17 protein-coding genes are annotated in these 19,353 nt (G+C 54.3%); 11 read left to right on the plus strand and 6 right to left on the minus strand.

The window, feature by feature from the left end:
- The first annotated feature begins 7 nt into the window (after window positions 1-7).
- The 7 genes from RDV48_17430 to RDV48_17460 are packed head-to-tail and all read left to right on the plus strand — an operon-like array spanning window position 8 to window position 5,039.
- Window positions 8-664 (plus strand): glycosyltransferase family 2 protein, encoded by a 657-nt coding sequence (locus RDV48_17430; GenBank protein ID MDQ7824587.1) that lies wholly within the window; start codon window positions 8-10, stop codon window positions 662-664.
- 13 nt (window positions 665-677) lie between these two features.
- Window positions 678-1,955 carry an FAD-dependent oxidoreductase gene (locus RDV48_17435; GenBank protein ID MDQ7824588.1) on the plus strand — a complete coding sequence of 426 codons (1,278 nt, stop codon included), beginning with the start codon at window positions 678-680 and terminating at the stop codon, window positions 1,953-1,955.
- 5 nt (window positions 1,956-1,960) lie between these two features.
- On the plus strand, window positions 1,961-2,404 hold the full coding sequence (locus RDV48_17440; GenBank protein ID MDQ7824589.1) for a GtrA family protein: 444 nt from the start codon (window positions 1,961-1,963) through the stop codon (window positions 2,402-2,404).
- Window positions 2,391-3,137 carry a nucleotidyltransferase family protein gene (locus tag RDV48_17445; GenBank protein ID MDQ7824590.1) on the plus strand — a complete coding sequence of 249 codons (747 nt, stop codon included), beginning with the start codon at window positions 2,391-2,393 and terminating at the stop codon, window positions 3,135-3,137. Before RDV48_17440 ends, RDV48_17445 begins: the two co-directional genes overlap by 14 nt.
- On the plus strand, window positions 3,127-3,729 hold the full coding sequence (locus RDV48_17450; GenBank protein ID MDQ7824591.1) for an SIS domain-containing protein: 603 nt from the start codon (window positions 3,127-3,129) through the stop codon (window positions 3,727-3,729). The genes RDV48_17445 and RDV48_17450 overlap by 11 nt, the downstream gene beginning before the upstream one ends.
- Window positions 3,730-4,320, plus strand: a complete 591-nt coding sequence (locus tag RDV48_17455; protein ID MDQ7824592.1) for an HAD family hydrolase — start codon at window positions 3,730-3,732, stop codon at window positions 4,318-4,320.
- Complete coding sequence (locus tag RDV48_17460) at window positions 4,317-5,039, plus strand: transaldolase (protein MDQ7824593.1); 723 nt, start codon at window positions 4,317-4,319, stop codon at window positions 5,037-5,039. Before RDV48_17455 ends, RDV48_17460 begins: the two co-directional genes overlap by 4 nt.
- A gap of 5 nt (window positions 5,040-5,044) precedes the next feature.
- Here the strand turns inward: RDV48_17460 and RDV48_17465 are convergent, their stop codons facing one another.
- A complete protein-coding gene (locus RDV48_17465) occupies window positions 5,045-6,238 on the minus strand; it encodes a Xaa-Pro peptidase family protein (GenBank protein MDQ7824594.1) in 1,194 nt (397 codons plus the stop codon).
- A 151-nt stretch (window positions 6,239-6,389) separates the two neighbouring features.
- Between RDV48_17465 and RDV48_17470 the strand changes: the two genes are divergently transcribed.
- A complete protein-coding gene (locus tag RDV48_17470) occupies window positions 6,390-8,117 on the plus strand; it encodes a hypothetical protein (GenBank protein MDQ7824595.1) in 1,728 nt (575 codons plus the stop codon).
- A gap of 88 nt (window positions 8,118-8,205) precedes the next feature.
- Entirely contained in the window at window positions 8,206-9,465 is a 1,260-nt protein-coding gene (locus RDV48_17475) for an FAD-dependent oxidoreductase (protein ID MDQ7824596.1), read from the plus strand.
- Here the strand turns inward: RDV48_17475 and RDV48_17480 are convergent.
- Entirely contained in the window at window positions 9,462-12,278 is a 2,817-nt protein-coding gene (locus RDV48_17480; GenBank protein ID MDQ7824597.1) for a CHAT domain-containing protein, read from the minus strand. The genes RDV48_17475 and RDV48_17480 overlap by 4 nt on opposite strands.
- 207 nt (window positions 12,279-12,485) lie before the next feature.
- Here RDV48_17480 and RDV48_17485 point away from each other — a divergent pair, with 207 nt between their 5' ends.
- Both RDV48_17485 and RDV48_17490 read left to right on the plus strand, forming a co-directional pair.
- The gene (locus tag RDV48_17485; protein MDQ7824598.1) at window positions 12,486-13,397 is read left to right on the plus strand and encodes a hypothetical protein; all 912 of its coding nucleotides are present in this window, start codon (window positions 12,486-12,488) and stop codon (window positions 13,395-13,397) included.
- A gap of 187 nt (window positions 13,398-13,584) precedes the next feature.
- Window positions 13,585-14,037 (plus strand): PilZ domain-containing protein, encoded by a 453-nt coding sequence (locus RDV48_17490; GenBank protein MDQ7824599.1) that lies wholly within the window; start codon window positions 13,585-13,587, stop codon window positions 14,035-14,037.
- 56 nt (window positions 14,038-14,093) lie between these two features.
- Here RDV48_17490 and RDV48_17495 read toward each other — a convergent pair whose 3' ends face one another.
- The 4 genes from RDV48_17495 to RDV48_17510 form a co-directional block, all read right to left on the minus strand.
- Window positions 14,094-15,584, minus strand: coding sequence for a GAF domain-containing sensor histidine kinase (locus tag RDV48_17495; protein MDQ7824600.1), 1,491 nt, complete (start codon window positions 15,582-15,584; stop codon window positions 14,094-14,096).
- Complete coding sequence (locus tag RDV48_17500; protein ID MDQ7824601.1) at window positions 15,581-16,051, minus strand: hypothetical protein; 471 nt, start codon at window positions 16,049-16,051, stop codon at window positions 15,581-15,583. Before RDV48_17500 ends, RDV48_17495 begins: the two co-directional genes overlap by 4 nt.
- An 82-nt stretch (window positions 16,052-16,133) precedes the next feature.
- Window positions 16,134-17,186 carry a radical SAM protein gene (locus RDV48_17505; protein MDQ7824602.1) on the minus strand — a complete coding sequence of 351 codons (1,053 nt, stop codon included), beginning with the start codon at window positions 17,184-17,186 and terminating at the stop codon, window positions 16,134-16,136.
- A 12-nt stretch (window positions 17,187-17,198) separates the two neighbouring features.
- Window positions 17,199-19,265, minus strand: coding sequence for an S-layer homology domain-containing protein (locus RDV48_17510; GenBank protein ID MDQ7824603.1), 2,067 nt, complete (start codon window positions 19,263-19,265; stop codon window positions 17,199-17,201).
- Window positions 19,266-19,353: the final 88 nt, after the last annotated feature.

Below are 19,353 nucleotides of genomic sequence, written 5' to 3' on the forward strand. Positions count from 1 at the left end.
GCATTTCATGATAAGCGTCGCCATGATAACGATGAACGAAGAGGATGCCATTGCTAAAGTCGTTGAAGACATAAGAAAGCATGCTCCCGGAGCGGAGATTCTTATCGTGGACTCAAGCAAGGACAGAACGGCGGAGATTGCCGAGTCACTTGGCGTCAAGGTAATCAAGCAGTTCCCCCCAAGGGGCTACGGCCCGGCGATGGACTGTGCCCTGCGCTCGGCCTCCGGTGATGTCGTCGTGACTCTTGACTGCGATAACACCTACCCCGCCTCGATGATTCCCGAGCTTGCAAAACTTGTCACCGAAGAGGGATATGATCTTGTTGACGGCTCGCGCCTCAAAAAGAAGCCCGAGGCCATGCCGCTTATCAATTACCTCGCAAATGCGGGCTTTGCCCTTCTCGCCTCCATGCTCTTTCTCCGCCATCTGACGGACCTTCACAGCGGTATGAGGGCCTACCGCAAGACGCTTATTGATGAGCTCCGCTACGATCCGAAAGGGGCGGCCCTCCCCGTGGAGCTTCTTCTCAGGCCCCTCAGGATGGGGCGCAGGGTGAAAGTGGTCTTCATTGATTATTTCGAGAGGGTGGGAAAATCCACCATGCGTCCCCTTGAAAGCGCCTGGTGGACCCTGGTGAGGATTGGGAGAAGCCGCTTCCGGTGAAAGGAGAAACGCCATGCTGACAGGTATTCTGGGAGGGGGCCTGAGCGGCCTTGCCCTCCAGCGCTTCATGGCCTCTGAGAGCGAGGTCCTGGAGAAGGAAGAGCGCCCCGGGGGGCTCATGCGCACCTTTCACCGTGATGGCTTTGCCTATGACATCGGGGGCCATATCCTTTTTTCCAGGAAAGAGGCCCTGCTTGAGATGCTGAAGGGCTTCCTGGGAAGCAACATGCACTACCGCATGAGAGCCAACTGGGTGCTCTACAAGGGGCGCTACGTGAAATATCCCTTTGAGAACGGCCTGGGCGGCCTCGACAGGGAGGATATTTTCGATTGCCTGATGGGGTTTCTGAAGAATGACTATCCTCCTCCCGCCAACTTCCTGGAATGGATCTACCACATGTTCGGCACCGGTATCGCCGAGCGATACCTTGTGCCATACAACCAGAAGATATGGAAGGAGCCCCTCGACAGGATGGGGATCGAGTGGGTGGAGCGCGTACCCAGGCCCCCTCTCGAGGACGTGGTGAAATCAGCCATCGGGATAGAGACCGAGGGGTATGTGCACCAGCTTTATTTCTATTATCCCCTCCAGGGAGGCATTGAAGCCCTTATTAAGGCTGTCGCCGGGGAAAGTGCCCGCATTGAAACGGGATTCCACGTGAGAGAAATTGAGCGGACCAGGGATGGGTGGCGCATCTCTGACGGAAGCCGTGAAAAGAGCTATGACCGCCTCGTGGTGACCATCCCCGTCACAGAAGCCCTCGAGGCCCTCAATGGATGCCCTGCCGACGTGCTTGAAGCTGCCCGGGCCCTTCGCCATAACATGGTAAGGATTGTCCTTGTGGGCGTTAACAATGACGCTCTGATGGATAAAAGCGCGATCTATATTCCCCAGAGCGACGCCCTTCCCCACAGGGTATGCTTCATGGGCTACTTCAGCGCTGCAAACGTGCCGGAAGGCAAGTCCTCCCTTATCGCCGAGGTGACGACCCACAGGAACCACGAGCTTTATAAAGTTTCCGACGGTGAGCTTACCGGGAAGGTGGTGGAGGGCCTTCACCGCGCCGGAATAATAGACAGGCATGACGTGGCCGTCACCGAGGTAAGAAATATCGAGTATGGCTATGTGGTCTATGACAGCCTTTACCGCGAGCACATGGCGAAAATAAGGAGCTACTGCTCATCACTTGGCCTGGAGCTCCTCGGGCGCTGGGGGGAGTTTGACTATATCAACATGGACGAGGTGGTGAAGAGGGCGCACAATCTGGCACAAAGCCTCAAGGGAGCCTGAAGCCTATGCTGGAGAGAATCAAGAGAGAGTTCCTGTCCAGGCAGTTTGCAAAGTTTCTCCTCGTGGGAGGGATTGCCGCATCTGCCAATTTTTTTTCCCGTTTTCTTTTCAGGTTGTGGTTCCCCTACGTGGTGAGCGTGGGCCTCTCTTTCACCCTTGGCACCGTCGTGAGCTTTATCCTGAACAAGACCTTCACGTTCAAATCATATGAAGAGTCCACGGCTGTCCAGGCGTTCAAGTTTGCCCTTACAGGCCTTGTGTACATCGTGCTGGGCTCGGCAGTCGCCCAGGGAATTTACTGGATCACCGGTCATTTCGCCCTTCCCCCCTCCTGGAGGGAGTCGCTGTCCCATGCCCTTTCCATTGCGATCTGCACAGTGTACAGTTTTCTTGTGATAAAATATTTTGCCTTCAGGAAACTGGAGCTTTCCCGCCATGGCAAGCAGTAAGAGCGCTTTCCCCCTTGATGTCCCCGTGGCCATCCTTGCCGGCGGCCTCGCCACAAGGCTTCAGCCTCTCACCACCATGATCCCCAAGTCCCTCCTGGAGGTATCGGGAGAGCCTTTCATCGCCCACCAGCTCCGGCTTCTCCGCATGAAGGGGATAAGAAAAGCCGTACTCTGCGTGGGCCACCTGGGGGAGCAGATAGAGGCTTTCGTTGGTGACGGGAAGCCATTTGGCCTTGATGTCCTTTATTCTTACGACGGGCCGCACCTCCTGGGCACGGGGGGAGCCGTCAGGAAAGCCCTGCCCCTTCTCGGGGAGTCCTTCCTGGTGATGTACGGCGACTCTTACCTGGACATGGACATGGCAGCCCTTGTCTCGGCCTTCGGGTGCTCGGGGAAGAAGGGTATGATGACGGTCCTGAGGAATGAGAACAGGTGGGACAGGAGCAACGTCCTTTTTGAAGCCGGGGTCGTGAGGCACTATGACAAGAAATCACCCCGGGAGGCTATGAAGCATATCGATTATGGCCTCACGGTGCTCAAAGCAGAGGCTTTTGCCAGTTTCGGCCCTTCTTTTGACCTGGCGGAGCTTTTCAGCGCTCTCATCGCGGAAGGCCAGATGGGAGGCTTCGAGGCGGCGGAGCGGTTCTATGAGATAGGCTCTCCCTCGGGCCTTCGGGAGACAGAGCACTATCTTTCGGCACTCAAGAGCAAGGGAGGAAACCATGAGCGGTGATTATGTAGAGCAGTATCTCGCTGAGGCCGCCTCCATCGTCGCGGCAATTGACAGGGAAAGCCTCAGGAAGATGGTGGACCTTCTCGTAAAGATAAGAGAGAGGAAAGGAAGGCTCTTTTTCCTTGGTGTGGGCGGCGGTGCGGGAAATGCTTCCCATGCGGTGAACGATTTTCGCAAAATAGCGGGTATGGAGGCCTATGCTCCTACTGACAATGCCTCTGAGCTCACTGCCCGCGTCAACGATGAGGGGTGGGCAGGGATTTTTGCCTCATGGCTTGCTACTTCCCGCCTTGGAGAAAATGACGGGGTCTTTGTGTTCAGCGTGGGAGGGGGAAATGCCGAAAAGGGAATAAGCGCCAATATCGTGGAGGCCCTCAAGTACGCTCAGGAGAGGAAAGCAGCAGTACTGGGCGTTGTGGGCAGAGACGGAGGGTTCACGGCCCGGGTGGCCGACGCCTGCGTGGTGGTGCCTGCGGTGAACGGCGAAACCGTGACTCCCCACACAGAATCCTTCCAGTCCCTCCTTGGTCACCTTCTGGTGACCCATCCGCGCCTCAAAGCTTATGAGATGAAATGGGAGTCTGTGAAATAGATGAAGAGAGCGGTTTTTCTCGACAGAGACGGCGTCATAAACCGCCTTGTCTATAATCCTTCCACCGGCGAGCATGAATCACCCCACGATGAGAAGGATTTTGAGCTTATGCCCGGTGCCGTCGAAGCCCTCAAGAGTCTTGAAGAGCAGGGATTTCTCCTCTTCCTTGTCTCCAATCAGCCGAGCTTCGCCAAGGGCAAGGCTTCCTTTGAAGCGCTTCATGCAGTCCACGAAAAATTCTGCCGCCTGATGGAGGCCGCAGAGGTGCATTTCACAGAATATTACTACTGTTATCACCATCCGGAGGGAGTGGTCCCGGAGCTTGCCAGGGTCTGCTCCTGCAGGAAGCCCGGGCCACTGTTTCTCCAGCAGGCCCGTGACCGCTACGGTCTTGACCTGGCCCGGGCATGGATGGTCGGTGACCGTGACAGCGACGTGGAATGCGGGAAAGCCTGCGGCACAAGGACCATCCTGATAGAGAACCCGCACTCCGCGGCGAAAAGAGGAAAGAGCAGCCCCGACAGCCGGGCTGCCTCCCTCGCTGACGCCGCCGCTTACATATCAGCTCATGCAAGGGGGGACATCGAATGAAAAGCATCAAGGCTCTCAAGGTAAAAATTTTTGCCGACGGGGCCAAAGTGGAAGAGATGAAAGAGGAGTACAGGAAAGGCATAGTGAAGGGCTTCACTACCAATCCCACCCTGATGAGAAAGGCCGGTGTCGCCGATTATGGCGCCTTTGCCCGGGAGGTCCTGAGGGAGATCCGGGACCTCCCTGTGAGCTTTGAGGTCTTTTCCGATGAGTTCGCCTCGATGGAGAGGGAGGCAAGGATTATCGCCTCATGGGGGGGGAACGTGAACGTGAAGATTCCCATCACCACCACGTCGGGCGAGTCGTCGGCGCCCCTCATCAGGAAGCTTTCCGTTGAGGGCATATCCCTTAATGTGACGGCCATCCTCACCATGGACCAGATAAGGACTGCGGCGGAGTCCCTGGCGCCGGAGGCAAGGAGCATCGTCTCCGTCTTCGCAGGGAGGATTGCCGATACGGGAAGGGATCCCGTTCCCATGATGAAGGAGGCGGCAGAGTACCTCAAGGGGTTCCCCCATATCGAGCTTCTCTGGGCAAGCCCCCGCGAGCTCCTCAACATATTCCATGCCGATGAATGCGGGTGCCATATCATCACCGTGACGGCAGACCTTCTAAAAAAGCTCTCCATGGTAGGCATGGATCTCGAAGAGCTTTCTCTCGAGACGGTGAAAATGTTTTACCGCGACGGGCAGTCCCTGGGCTACCGGATAGAGGCCTAGGGGCCTCACCGCGCCACAAGAAACAGCTCTTTCTGGGGATGGGAGAGGAAGCGGCAGCCCCCCGGGGTGACGACAATGATCTCTTCCATGGTGAGAACACCATAGCGGGGAAGGGTTACCCGCGGCTCAAGGGTATAGACCTGTCCCTCCTCCACCTTCAGAAAGGGGAGGAGGCCGTAACGCTCCCAGCGGGGGCAGAGGAGCCCCGCCCCGTCATGAGTCGAGCGCCCTACCTGGTGGCCCAGGCCATGGGGATATTCTTCATAGCCTGCTGCGGTGATGTGTCCCCTGGCGACTTCATCGACGCGGTAGCCTTCCATGCCCGGCCTTATAAATTCCGCGGCCTTTTCTATGGCTTCCTTTACGGTTTCAAAGGCTTTCTGCACTTCCTGCGGCGGCCCTTCCTCGCCTTCTTTGAGGAAATACCATGTCCTCTGCAGGTCAGAGCAGTAATCCTCATATTTTACCCCGAAATCCACGTTCATCACGTGGCCGCCCTCGATGACCCTTTCGGTAGGCGATGCGTGGGCTCCGGCCGATTCTGGGCCGGTGAAGACCGCGGGGCAGTGGGCGGTGTCCCATGCCGGCACCACGTTTCGAGCCGCCGTCTCGGCATTGATGAGAGAGGCTACCTCCTTTTCCGTGTAGCCCCTTTTCAGGCTCCCCGTGACATGAGTGAATATGTCCTCAGTAATGGCGACTGCCTTCTCAATAAGGGCGATCTCCCCTGCTGATTTTCTTCCTCTCAGGGCCGCCATCAGATCTTCTGATGAGACAAGCCTCTCTTTATAGGGTGAGCCCTCCAGCATATCCATGAGGAGGCAGTACATTCCATGGGTGAGGCCGTCGCTCATCACATCGTTCTTCGAGGTATTGATGGCAATCTTTGCGGGATCGTGCTCCCTTAAGAGTTCAATGAGCGGTTCCTTGATGCCGGCGACATACCCCGTCACCCTGCGGTAAAGCCCCGTGGATTCGATGTTCGCCACGTCAAGGCTCCCCACGATGGCGCATGTGGCCCCTGTTGCAGTAATGACAAAGGCCGACTGCCACGTCACGCCCTTTCCCAGTATGAGCTGAAGCGCAGGATCCCTGATAGTGTCGCTCTCTCTCACGAAAGTGAGCCAGAGGTCGATGGCCTTTTCCTTCATTATCCCGTGGGCCTGGGCAATTTTCTCTTTCAGGAGGCTTTTGTTCATGGGAATTCACACTCCCTTCAAATTCGCAAGATCAAGGGGGAACTTCGCAGGCCCCTGCGCCAAATCCTTCAGGGCTTCACCAAGAGAGGAATAGTCTCCCATGAAAAAGAATAGCAGCACATCATAGGCAAGGTTTCCTTGGCAGGCACCCATGAAAGCATCAGCCCCGGGGGAATACTCCCTCTCTCTCGAGACAGTTCTGGCATCTGCTGCCCTGCTCTATTTCATAAAGTGCAGCCTTGACTTTCCCTTCGATCCCGACCTGTTCATGATGCTGCGGACGGGATGGGAGATGGTTCACCACGGCCTTCCGGTTTACGACACCTTTGCATGGCCTCCCCTTTCCTGCAAGGTCCCCTGGGTTGACTATCAATGGCTTGCCCATGTGATAATATACACCGTCTATTCTGTCGGCGGCTTCACGGGTACGGTGATCTACAAGACTATTCTCTACGGTGCAAGCTTTTTCGTGCTTTTCTGGTGGTCACGGGGCCGATACGGCCTTCTTCCTTCACTGGCAGCCCTTCTGGTAGCCGTCTACCTGGGGCGGTGGTTTCTCTCGCCCCGCCCCATGGCTTACAGCGCGGTCTTCTTTCCCCTTCTGGCTTATCTGCTCATCGATCTCCAGCAGAAGCCCCTCTCGTGGAGGCATTTCCTGGTCCTTCCCCTCATGTTTGTCTTCTGGGGAAATCTCCATGGTGGCTTTGTGATAGGCCTTGTCATCATGGGCGCAGGCTTTGCCCTTCTCTCGTATCAGAAGATGAGAGAAGGAGCCCCCTTGAAAGGCTTCCTGCTCTCCCTTGGCCTGCTGTGGCTTCTCTGCTTCCTGGGCAGCGCTCTTGTCAATCCTTACGGCTGGAAGAATTTCAGGTATGTGATAGACTTTCTTTACTTCAGGCCCGTTTTCATGCGATCTGCCAGTGACATGGAATCGCCTTTCCTCCGTCTTGCCTTTAATACCCATTATTTTGCCATCATCGCACTGACGATAGCCGCTCTTATCCTTTTCTTTATGCGGTACCGCCTGAAGCCGTCGCCAATGGAGCTCCTGATATACTGTTTCTGGCTCGTGGCGTCGCTCAGGGCTGCAAGGAACATGCAGCTCTTCAGCACCGCGTCAATCCCCATGCTCTCTTTCATCTTTTTTCACGGAGGCGCCCTTCTTTCCAGGAACAGGCATTACCAGGAGCTTGTCGCATTTTTCGCAAGAAGGCCCGCTCTCCCCTCTGTCGCCAAAATAGCCGCGCTCTTTTTCATTATTCTCTCCTTCACCCTGCACTGTGCCGCCCTTGACCTGTCGGGCCAGGGGCTGGAGCATGCCCTTTTCCCCGTGGGAATGAAGGATTTCCTCCTCAGTAACGATCTTCCCGAGCGCCTCTACTGCCACGATATCGTGGGCACTTATTTTCTCTGGTATCTCTACCCCCGTTACAAGGTGAGCATTGATGTGAGGTGGAACAATGTCTATACCGACGCGTATTTCGAGGAGATCCAGCGCTCCTTTTTCGACAGCGCCACGTTTTTCCGATTTGTGGAAAAGCACGATCTAGACGTGGTGGTTGTCCATTACAAGTATCATCCCGCTTTCATAGAGCGTGATTCCTCATGGGTCCTCCTTTATGAAGGAGAGCGCGCAAGGCTGTTCCTGAGGAACACGGAGAAAAACAGGGAGATTCTGGGGAAATTTTGGAGAGACGAGCTTGCCTACCCCGATATTCCAGATGTAAACGCTTTTCTTTACCGAACTTTCATTGAAAGGAAAAATTACGAGGCTGCGAAAAAATACCTGAGAAGGCTTATCATAGCCTCGCCCGGCGAGGAAATGCTCTGGCGCCACTCTAGAGAGCTCGACAGGCTCATGGAGAAGGAGGCGCAATGAAGCGGTCCTTTTCCGCCAGGCAGGAAAAAGGAGGCACCTTGCAGGAATCTCCCCATAGCCACATTTCAGCACTAAGGAGAGGAACCACATGAAAATCGGCATACTCGGCGGCGGTGTTTCGGGCGTGGCGCTTGCCACGAGGCTCAAGGAGAAAGGCATCCCCTTCGTGCTGCTCGAAAAGGAGAGCACCCTGGGGGGGCTCATGCGCACCAGGGTCGTGAAAGGCTTTACCTTCGATATTCACGGGGGCCATATTTTCAACAGCAAGCATGCTGAAGTGAAGAGCTTCCTTATGGGGCGCTTTGCTTCAGGAGAGCTCGTTCACACCGTGCGGCAGGCGAAAATCCTCTACCGGGGGAAGGTGGTGAGCTATCCCTTCGAGCTTGCAATGGGGGAGCTCGAGCCTGCTGATGCCGCTTCCTGCATCATGTCCCTCATGTCCCGCAAAGGCCCGGAGCCGCGGAACTTCAGAGACTGGCTCATCTGGCGTTTTGGCCGCGAGATCGCAAGACGGTACCTGATTCCTTACAATAAAAAGATCTGGCGCTATCCCCTCGGAGAAATGGAAGTGTTCTGGGTGAAGCAGGACAAGATACCCATTCCTGACGTGCGGAAAATCATCATAGCTGCCCTTTCCGGTGATGCCTCGGAGCGCATGATGCCCCATTCCACTTTCTTCTACCCGCGCCATGGCGGCGCCCAGGCCTTTGTGGCGGCCCTGGCGAAAAACCTCGAAAAGGGCGACGTGCTTCTCAATACTCCCGTGAAAACACTTGAGGCTCAGGGCGGGGGGTGGCTCATCAACGGGAGCATTCAGTGCGACAAGGTTATCTCCGCGATCCCCCTCACCGAGCTTCCCGCCGCGATGCCCTCCCTTCCCGGCAAAGTGGCCAATGCCATTGCCGATCTCAAGTACAACTCGGTCACGACCTTTCTCTTCGAAATGCCTCCCACGGAAGGCATCTCGTGGCTCTATGTGCCGGACCCTGCCCTCCCTTATCACCGTATCTCCTATCCCCGCAACTTCTCGCCCCACACGGTGCCGAAGGGGAAGGAGTCGGGGATAGTAGAGTACACGGGAAAGGAGTCACCGGCGAAGATCGCTGCGGTAGAGAACAGTATCGGGGCCCCCCCTGTGGACAGGAGCTTCACCGAGCTTGCCTACGTGATCTACGATATGCGCTACCGCCAGAAAATGGCCATCATCAACAGGCATTTCGACTCCCTGGGCATCCCCCGTGTGGGGCGCTTTGCCACGTGGCAGTATCTGAACTTTGACGTCTGCATCCGCGACGCCTTCTCCTGCCTTGCCCGCGAGCTCCCCGGGGCCTTCGCCCCAGGTGCCTAGGTCCAGTCTCCCACGAGGATGAAAGGCGCCCAGTGGAAGGGATGGGGATATTTTCCCATGATCTCGAGCTCGGCCTTGCGGAGGGCCTCGCCCTTGTCAAGGCCCGAGGCGAGGTTGCGGTAGAAGGCCTCCATAAGGTCCGCCGTTGACTCGTCGGAGACGCTCCAGAGACTCGCCACTACCGACGGGGTCCCGGCATACATGAAGGACCGCGTGAGGCCCACCTGCCCATCGCCGGGGTAGAGCTTCCCTTTCCCTGTCTGGCAGGCGCTCATCACCACAAGATTTGCTTGCATCTTCTGATCTTGAAATCCAAGAATCTTGTCAACCGATATGTTTATCCCTGACGAAGTGACAAGGCATGAGTTTTCAGGAGTGTTGTCGTTAAGCATTCCATGGGTGGCAAAATGGAGGACATTCTTTTCCTTGAGCACCTTGAGCACGTTTGAGAGGCTGAAGTCCTTTTCCTTGAAAACATCGGCGTCTTTATATATTTGTTTCAGTGAGTCCACTTCCCTGTTGGTTTCCGGCAGGGGGGAGATCCCCTCCTTCTGAATGTTGCCGTAGGCAAAGGCAGCAAGTTTCTGCCCCGGCGCAGTTTTCTTTTCTCTGCAGAGCTTGAGCGTCGTCACCGAAGGAGCATAGGTGATGGAGAATTTTTCGATGAGGGGCCTGTCCTCACTGTCGAGAAGCGCGTGGAAGGGAAGCTTGTTCAATTCCTGGTGAGGAATAATGATCAGGTGCTTTTTCCCCTTGATAAGGGGAAGCACCGGGGCTACCAGAGAGGAGAAAAGCGAAGAGGCCGGGACCTCCCAGTTGCTGCCTTTTTCGCTGTAGGTTTTGCAAAGGGCGGTAACAGCCTTTATCAGCTCTTCCGGCGCGATATCGAGGGTAAGGACTTTCTGCTCCCTTGAGGTGACCAGGAAAAGGTAGACCTTGTTTTCGCCTTTCGGTGCCGAAGTCTGGTAGAGGTATTCCAGGATTGCCGTGTCTTCATTGAGTACCTTGAGGGCATCCTGGCAGGAGATTGCCGAAGAAAGGACAAGATTCCTGAAATCGGGCTCGTCACTCTGGAGTGTCTCATTGAGCTGCTTCTTTATTGCAATGGATTTATTCTTGAGGGCTCCCTCCTGTGCTTTTGAAGGTGAGGGAGAATCTGCGTTTCTTTTCATATCCTTCTGCGCCATGGCATTCTGGAGTGCCAGCGACTGGAGAGTCTCCTGTTTCTCCCCGGTGAGCTTCTGTTTCACGATAAGCTCACCCAGGTGGAGCCTCAGGCTTGCCGCCTTCATTTTCTCAGCATATGAAAAGGCTTCCTGTGGCTTCCCCTGCTTGATCAGGACCCTGATTATTCCTTCGTAAGGCTCCGTTCTCTCCTGAAAGAATTCCTCCTGCTGTTTGTCAATATAGAGGGAGAGCATCAGCTCTTCAATGTCTGCCACTGCCTGCTCATATGCTCTCTGGCTTTCATTGAGGAGGCCCTCATGCTCATAGATTTTTCCGAGGAGATTTTCACTTTTCCAGCGGTATTCAATGAGAAAGGGAGAATCCCCGCAAAGCGTGAGAGCTTTTGTCGCATATTCCCTGGCTTTCTGCGGAGAGCCCGTTGCCAGGACCAGTTCACCCTCACCGTAATAGATGCTGGGAAGGATCTGCTGCCTGTAACAGGGAGATATCCTGGTGCAGTCTTTCTCGATTTCTCTCAGGAGTTCAGTTGCCTTGGTGAGGTTTCCTATCTTCTGGTAAGTCCTTGCCCGGTGGTATTTGTTGTTAATCAGGAAAATCAGGAGCATCTCCTCCAGATCTTTTCCCTTGAAAGTATTGAAGATGGAGAGTGTCTGGCTTTTTGTGGAGGGCTCGAGGCTTTCGGCATTCTTGATTGCCGCTTCCTTGATATGGTCAATGGTGGATTTCTCCTTTTCAATATCAAGAGATCTGATAAAGGCAAGCGATTCTTCAAAGGCTTTGAGAGCCTCAGCATAGTTGCCCCGCGACCTCTCGCACATTCCATGATAATTGATGGCCAGCATCTTCGAGGTGACATTGCCTATGATCACTTCATACATGAGAGTAATGAGAGGGAGGATGGTCCCGGCGTTGTTCCCGCTCAGCTTTTTACAGGTAGCGGCGAGCAGTTCAGGGGTAAAAGCCGAGAGCTTTTTTTCGATCTGCCTGTACTGCCCGTCATCAAGTCTCTTAATGACCTCGTCAAGCTTGTTGAGGGAATAGAGAAATTCAAGATCTGTCAGATAGAGGCTCCTGTATCTGTTATAGACGTCATAATAAATGACCTGCTCACTGTCGCTCAGCTTTGCGCTGTCTACTTCATCAAATTTTTTCTTGATTTCCTTCAAGGCGTTGAAATAGGTGGTAAAATTGTTATAGTCGTTGATATCCCGGCAGAGAAGCGCATATTCATAGACGATGGTGATCATGGACTGCATCGAATTCTGGGCTATGGCGAGTTGATAGGCCGTTTTGTAATATTCTCTCGCCTGTTCCAGGTCCCCATCGAACCTCGCGCAGGAGGCGATACTCAGGGTGATCTGCAGTATCATCTGGTTGACGCCCTTCTCAATTTCGGGCATTCCTTTCACATTTTTCTTCAGATCAACCTCGATCAGCAGGGCTTCCTCATACTCCCTGATTGCCGCCTTGTAGTCATGCTCCTGCTGGTATTTCAGGCCGGTCATCATCTTGTACTGGAGGGCTTTCATCTTTTCCATGATGGCCGGGAAATCCTGGGCACTGAGCGGCGCTGAGAGCAGAAGCACTCCCAGCAGCATGATCAAAGAGAGAAAGAGCTTTTTCATGAGAAACCTCCACGGAGTGCAGCACTTCTAAATATATCCCCGTGATTCTTCATCTTGCTCCCACCCTCCTCTTTGCAGGGAGCCTGCGAGGTGATATTCCCCTCCATGGCAAGGAGGAATCGCCGGGGCAAGGGAGAATACCCATGGACTTACAAAGAAATCCCTGTGTGGAAAGAAGCCCTGTGAGGGCCCCCAAGGAGGATTCTGTTGAAAAAGCTCTGCCTGACATCGGTTTTGATCATGGCGTTTGTCCTGGCGGCTTCTGTGCCGGGATTCTGCAAGTTCAGGCTCAAGATGCCAAAGATCAGCGTACCAAAGATAAACGTGCCCGTCAAGATGGCGCCCCTGCCCCTTGCCGGCTCGCAGGAATCTTCCATGGGAACGGGAAGAAGCGGCGCCGGTCTCTCCATCCCCGCGCTGGAAAAAAAGCCCTCCCTCGCTCCCATAGAGTGGAGCGGTGAGAGCGCCGCAAAGCCCGAGGCTCCCGAGCCTCCGGTTCCTGAAGACAGGAGGCCCGAACTGCTGTTCAGCCCCGTGGGAGCCCCCAAGGAAGAGAGCCCCCCGCCCCCCGCGGGAAAAAAGCCGGAAGCCTTCGCCGTGAGAAAGATTCCTGTTGATTTTTCCACTGTCGTCGAGGGCCATAACTTCCCTGAACAGTCCATGGAGGACCTTGCCGATGTTCACCTTGTGGTATCAAAGCTCAACGACGATCTCTTTGAGAAGTACAAGGGGAGCGCCACGATCATCACCTCGGCGAACCTGGCTCAGGACCCGCCGGGCCCGCCGATTCTCGATCCCGTGGAGGCAAGCCGGATCGTGGTATACCGCGGATTCAGAATGACCAGGCAGTCTGCACGGTGCTTCCAGTTCCTCGAGCACCTGGTCAAGACACGGTTCCCCGGAAGAAGTGTCATCATCACAAGCACCACAGGGGGCGTCCATCTTGATCCCAGGCATTACGAGGGGAAGGCGATAGATTTCATCGTGGAGCGCCTTACGGTAGAAGAGTCAAAATCACTGGAGGACCTCGCAAGGAAATCGGGCTTCATCCCCTTTAACGAGTACATCTATTCAAGCCGCTACAAGACGGGTGATCACATGCATGTCGATCTTCGCTGACCTTCATGAAGATCCTCGCTTTTTGCTTCGAGATCCCGCGTTAACCTGTTATTTACAATTGAAACATCCTGTTTACAATTGAAACAATTTATTAACAATCTGTTCACTTCCCGTTCATCGCCTGTTCACAATTCTGTAACAAAGCTTTATTACCATGGAAGAAGAGAGAGAGGAGAGGAGGAGTGAAATGGGACTCTTGGGATTCATGAAAAAGTGGCTCGGGGAGCCACCGGAGCAGGTGCCATCAAGAAGGACAAAGATACTTGAGGACAGTGGGCTCTCAAAGGGCCGCAGCCTTCGCAGCCGCTATTTTGCCGAGAAGAGAAGGTTTTCCCGCTATGCCCACTGCCAGGAGATATTCTGCTACCCTATGACTTCGCTGCCCATGAGGGCCATGGTGCTTGATGCGAGTCTTGGGGGACTCCGCCTGAAGACGGCGGAGAACATCGAAGTGAACAGCAATGTGGGGATCACCCTGGAGATCAAGGGCCACATGGCACAGTTTCTTGTCAAAGTGCTCTGGGAGTCAAAGAGCAGCGATTCCTATCAGTACGGCGTCTGTTTTGAAAAGACAGAACATAATAATAACCGGGAGCTTGTCAATTATATCGCTCTTTTAAAGGGAGCGCCGGCATCATAAGTTTATTCTTTCCCATCCTCCAGTTCCCAGGGCTGTGATTTCCCGCAGCCCTTTTTTTATCTCCTCGGCGGCGAGTCCAAGAAAGCTATCCTGATAAGAAACCTTGCGCCCCTGCCCCTCTGGGACTCAACCACAATTCCGCCGCCGTGATCCTCGGCAATCTTCCGGGAGATGGCAAGGCCCAGGCCCGAATGGCCGTATCCTCTGGTGGTAAAGAACACGGAGAAAATTTTCTCGAGGTTCTCCGGGGGAATTCCTTCGCCGTTGTCTGAAATCTCGACGAATACAAGGCCGCTCTCGGGCTTGAAGGTAATGGCGATCTCCACGGACCCTCCCGCCGGAGGGCAGGCTTCAATGGCATTGGTGACAAGGTTGAAGAAGCAGCGGTAAATATCCTGGGGTGTCACGTAGCAAAGTCCCGGCTGGCCGTCAAGGGAGGCCGTTATCTTCACTCCCTTTGCTGCAGCTTCTTCCCTGAGGACCTCCTGCACTTCGCTCATGATGGCCTGAAGGTCGGCGGGAACTAGGTTCTTTTCCTGAGCCCCGGTATAAAAGAGCATATCCATCACCAGATTGGAGATGCGGGAAATGTTGGTCCTTACCTGACTGAAGCTGCGCCCGATATTTTCATGATCTTTCTCCTGTATCGCCATATCCAGCATTGATGACCAGCCTTCAAGGCTGGTGAGAATGTGCTTTATGCAGAATGAGATATTTGATATGGTCTGTCCCACAGCGACAAGGCGCTCCGACTTTATGCTTTCCTCGATGAATCTGGATTTTTCAATGGCAAGGCCCGCCTGTCCTGCGATAGCTTCGGCAATTTTCAAGTCGTACTCGTCAAAGAACTCGTTATTGAGCTTGTTGACCACTTCCAGCACACCGGTTATTCTCTTGCCTGCAAAGAGGGGAACGCAGAGCAGGTTCCTTGTGGTGAATTTCACCGTGCTGTCCACCTTGTCGCAGAAACGGGGATCCTGCCTGGTATTGTTGACGATGAGGGGCTTCCTCGTGGCCAGCACGTGGCCGGCGATTCCCTCGCCTTTCTGGAGGGTTACTTTCTTTAATTCCTCGGAGCGGTCACCGGTGGTGACATAAAAAATCATTGAATCCTTGTCTTCGTCAAGAAGTATCAAAGAGGAGCCCTCTGCATAGAGGATGTCCGTCGAGATCCTCATGATTTCCCCGAGAACTCTATCATGGTCGAAGGAGGTGTTCATGAGGGTGCACATCTCAATGAGGGCACGCATCTCGGTCCTCGCGTAGGCTATCTGCCGCTCACCCCTCTCTTTTGCCATGTCCTGGCGTTCTTTGAGGACAATCAGCGTGCCGCAGGTGAGGCAGATTTTTTTCCCTTCCACGAGCTCCCGGGGATCATAGATCCTGTTGCACCGTGAACACTGGACAGGCTTTCGCCGGGCTGAGGCCCTTTTGCGCGGTGGCGCCGTGAGGAAGAATTCTTCGCCGCACCCGCAGTGGATTGTCAGTGATTCCTGGCCGTCAGGAACGTCGTGGATTGTCTTGCACCGGGGGCATGGGGCTCTCATAGCAGCGCATCTTTGAAGCAGTTTTTCCTGTACTGGCAGAGTACGGAGAGAATAATGAGACGATAGAGGATATCGGTCACGGTCTTTATGTTCTCTCCTTTGGCAGTGGCGATGAGCCGCCTTATCCTCTGGAATGTTGACTGGAAAAAGGTTCTGCTCACGGTGTCCATCTCTTCGCCCTTGAAAAAGAGCTCCGTCACCACGTTCATCCTTGTGTCCACCCTTTTATGGATCTCGCTGTGGAGGGAGTTTATCTCGTTCCAGAACTCAAGGTGCGGAATGGATTCGAGGTGTGCGATCAGATCTTCCCTGGTTGCGAAGCCTCGTTTGCCAGTGATGGACTTCACGGCTTCCCTGTAGCAGTTCTGGAAATCCGAGAGGCGGGCGTCCTTGATGTTCTTCTCAAAAAAAAGAGTGTCCTGGAGCATTTCAATGGTTCTGCTTCTGAGGACCTCATCTTCATTCATAGGCCATATATTTCTTTCTTTGCGGAAATTATCCTACCGCCTCCATGAGATACTGATGTATAGTCTGCGGCAGCAGAGGCCTCTATATGTGATTGATATTCATCCCGTCATTTAAGATAGCCTTTTCAAAGATTTCCTGGTAGCCGCTGTAGGTGCACCGCGGGCATTTGCTGATGTCGATGGATTCCATGAGCTTGTAGTGCTCCTCGGAGCCCCATTTGGAGATTACCTGGTCAAATCCGTGGGCAAAGGGTGCGAGGGCGTACTCGCCGCGCCTGTCGCAGCAGAGGTATGCCTTCATATCGGCACCGAAGGTGAGGCGGAGCGGCGTGACCCTGCACTTGGTGAACTTGATTTTTTTCTTGAAGTCATGGGTGTATTTGTGATAGATCGAGTAGACCTTGAAGGCGTCGGTCTCATAGATTGTACGGGCGGCATCGAGAAGCTCGTTGGCTTTCCGTATCTCCTCCATTGACATATGCTGCTCTGGCTGGGTGGTATAGCAGGGACGGGCATGAAAGAGCCTGCACCCCAGGTCGCGGGCAAGCTTGGCGGCGCTCACGATCTCATGCACATTGTCCTTGTAGGTCAGGAACTTGAAGCCCACCTCTGTCTTGTGGACAATATGGGCAATATTATCAAGCACTCTCTGGAAGAGCTCCTCATTCTCAGAGATGCCTTTTACAAGGGACCAGACTTTGGCCGTGGCGGCATCGACGCTTATCCCGATAAAGTCAAAATATTCAGGGTGCTCAAGCCTGTCAAGAAGAATCCCGTTTGAGATCATGGAGGTCTGGATTTTGTTGTCATGGAGGGACTTTATCAGCACATTGATATTCTCGTTCATCAGAGATTCCCCCGAGCCGCCGATACAGCAGGCCTTCACTCCCCACTGCGAGAGAAAGTCCCCGAAGCGCTCCATGATATAGGCGGGGAGCTCTGCGTCATTTCTTATAAGATCCTGCTGTGCGTGGCTTTGTATGCACCACGGGCATTTCAGATTGCACCGGTTTGAAGGATCGATGTCAACGGAAACAGGGGGTAGGAGCTTCCAGTCCCTTATTCCCAGGAGATTCCTGAAGTGGGCAAGCACCTTGACCGAGTTAAACGGATTGTTGTAATTGGTCCATTCCATTACTGCTTTGGCTCAGAACGTTATCTTGTATTCCATCATGGCCTGGTTGCCGCTCCAGTTTGAACGGGCCACGGCATTGTTGGAAAGAGAGAAGAGACGGTACGATGCCCTTATGTAGGAATCCTGCCCCAGACTGTAGCTGGCTCCCAGGGAGGGAATGTCCTGGCGGAAGTCTGAGTTTATGATCCCGTAGTTACCCTTGAGAGAGAATACGGTGTAGCTTGCAAACACAGAGAATTTGTTGGTGAAGGGATAGCTCAGGCCGCCGGAGTAAAAATTCTCGCCGATATTGATGGTGTCAAGCGGGAATGCGCTAGAACGGGAGATGGTGTAGTTTGAATAGTTGATAAAGGCGGAAAGCTTCGTAGGAAAGGTATGAGATATGCCGATACCCCAGCTGCCTATGGTCCCCAGCTCGCTTCCCCCGCCCTGCAGCGTGGAGAATATGGGCTCTACATAGCCTATGCTCTGCACATTCGCAGGGGTGCAGGCTCTTACCTGCTGCAGGCTGCTCCAGTTCGCCGAGAGCATCGTGTCGGGCCACTTGTAGCTCCCCGTGAAGCTCAGCCCCTGCCTGTTGCTCGGGTATTTCAGGTAATCGTGTAACTGCCAGTAATCAGTGTAGTAATTGCCGTACGGGAGCACTGTCGGAATGTTGGGAGGCACCTGGTATCTCAGCAGGAAGGGATCAAAGGCTGCAGACACCGAGGAATAATAGAGATCGAGTGCGAGCTTCTTCTGGAAGTAGCCCGAAAAGCCCGCTCTCAGCAGGTCGCCTCTCGCCGTGGCATTGAAGTTTGTTTTCGACGTGTCGGGATTATATTCTGTCGCGGCGTATTCGGCCACGAACTTCACCTCTTTTGAGAGGTCAACATTGGCGCTCGCTCCGGCGGTATTCTGGGCCTGGGGGCCCACAAAGCTTCTCAGGGAGTTTGTTCTCGCGTCAAGCCATTGCCTGCGGAGCGGTATGGGGATGATTCCCGCTCCCTGGATTGTGCCGAAAGAGGACATCTCGTTGACGGTGCGCATGTAGTTGAACGCGATGCGGGCCTTGTCCCAGTTGAGCCCCACATTTCCCACACCCATCCATGTATTGTAATTAAAGACGCCTGAAGAGTCCTGGGGGACCGTGGCAAAGGCCGCCTCGTAAGAGAGGAGGCGCCCTTTCCTGTAAGAGCTCACTTTTGCCCCGTAGAAGGGAAGGGTATCGGGCCCATGGATGTTGGGGTTCTTGGGGCCCGCCAGGACGCTCCTGTCAATGTACTCCGGGGTGAATGAACCGCAGATCACCTTTGTTTCCGTGGGCTTGTGAACCATCCAGAGCCGGTCAATGGTGGTCCTGCTCCAGGGAATGTTCAGCAGCGACTGGGTGTACCATTGGGAAGGGTTGGTGCCTGCGGCGAGGTAAGGGTTCGAAAGGTAAGGGGGAACGATTCCCCAGTAGTTGTTCACATTGGGATCGCCCAGGTTCGTAAAGGAGGCAAGCTCCACTCCCGCATTGATTTCCGGTGCAATCTTTGCATCAATGCCCAGCTTTGCAAGTGCCGTCATCCCTGATCCCGACGTGAGAAGACGCCCGGAGCTCCAGTCAACGCCCGGTACTCTGATCGTGCCGATAAAGGGGATGTCGCCACCCACGAACTGGCTGACACCGGAAGCCTCGAAGCTCCCGTAAAATCTCACCCTCTCGAGCTCTGTCACGCGCTTGTTGAGCTTCGAAGTATCTTCCTCGAGGTTGGTTACTCTCACTCCATAGGCCTGGAGCTCATCAAGGTATTCCATGACGAGCCTTCTTGTTTCCTGAAGCTCTGCCTTCGTGGCGAAAGTGGCGTGCTCCTGGTCATTCTTTGCGAGAAAACGGGCGATGACCATTGCCATCTCATAGCGCGTGCAGGCCCTGTCCCCCTTGAAAGTGCCGTCAGGGTAGCCTTCAACGATCCCTTTCGCAGCGAGGTTCGCCACTGCATCGTTAGCCCAGTGGGTATCAGGCACATCACCGAAGAGAGGTGCCCCGTGGCATGCTGAATTGAAACCTCCCCATATGACTAGTATCAATGTGATTATTGCTATTTTTCGCACTGTTGCCTGCCTCCCCTTCGTGTCACTCGATAGCAGCAGAAAATCCCATAAAGATTCTTTGCCGGAGGGAAAACCCCTTTTTCCCCAC

Source organism: Candidatus Eremiobacterota bacterium, assembly GCA_031082125.1.
GTDB lineage: Bacteria > Vulcanimicrobiota > CADAWZ01 > CADAWZ01 > Ess09-12 > Ess09-12.

Bases quoted from the DNA above. Each gene is read 5' to 3' on its own strand.
- RDV48_17430 (MDQ7824587.1), top strand. From the start codon at position 8: ATGATAAGCGTCGCCATGATAACGATGAACGAAGAGGATGCCATTGCT.
- RDV48_17435 (MDQ7824588.1), top strand. From the start codon at position 678: ATGCTGACAGGTATTCTGGGAGGGGGCCTGAGCGGCCTTGCCCTCCAG.
- RDV48_17440 (MDQ7824589.1), top strand. From the start codon at position 1,961: ATGCTGGAGAGAATCAAGAGAGAGTTCCTGTCCAGGCAGTTTGCAAAG.
- RDV48_17445 (MDQ7824590.1), top strand. From the start codon at position 2,391: ATGGCAAGCAGTAAGAGCGCTTTCCCCCTTGATGTCCCCGTGGCCATC.
- RDV48_17450 (MDQ7824591.1), top strand. From the start codon at position 3,127: ATGAGCGGTGATTATGTAGAGCAGTATCTCGCTGAGGCCGCCTCCATC.
- RDV48_17455 (MDQ7824592.1), top strand. From the start codon at position 3,730: ATGAAGAGAGCGGTTTTTCTCGACAGAGACGGCGTCATAAACCGCCTT.
- RDV48_17460 (MDQ7824593.1), top strand. From the start codon at position 4,317: ATGAAAAGCATCAAGGCTCTCAAGGTAAAAATTTTTGCCGACGGGGCC.
- RDV48_17465 (MDQ7824594.1), bottom strand. From the start codon at position 6,238: ATGAACAAAAGCCTCCTGAAAGAGAAAATTGCCCAGGCCCACGGGATA.
- RDV48_17470 (MDQ7824595.1), top strand. From the start codon at position 6,390: ATGAAAGCATCAGCCCCGGGGGAATACTCCCTCTCTCTCGAGACAGTT.
- RDV48_17475 (MDQ7824596.1), top strand. From the start codon at position 8,206: ATGAAAATCGGCATACTCGGCGGCGGTGTTTCGGGCGTGGCGCTTGCC.
- RDV48_17480 (MDQ7824597.1), bottom strand. From the start codon at position 12,278: ATGAAAAAGCTCTTTCTCTCTTTGATCATGCTGCTGGGAGTGCTTCTG.
- RDV48_17490 (MDQ7824599.1), top strand. From the start codon at position 13,585: ATGGGACTCTTGGGATTCATGAAAAAGTGGCTCGGGGAGCCACCGGAG.
- RDV48_17495 (MDQ7824600.1), bottom strand. From the start codon at position 15,584: ATGAGAGCCCCATGCCCCCGGTGCAAGACAATCCACGACGTTCCTGAC.
- RDV48_17500 (MDQ7824601.1), bottom strand. From the start codon at position 16,051: ATGAATGAAGATGAGGTCCTCAGAAGCAGAACCATTGAAATGCTCCAG.
- RDV48_17505 (MDQ7824602.1), bottom strand. From the start codon at position 17,186: ATGGAATGGACCAATTACAACAATCCGTTTAACTCGGTCAAGGTGCTT.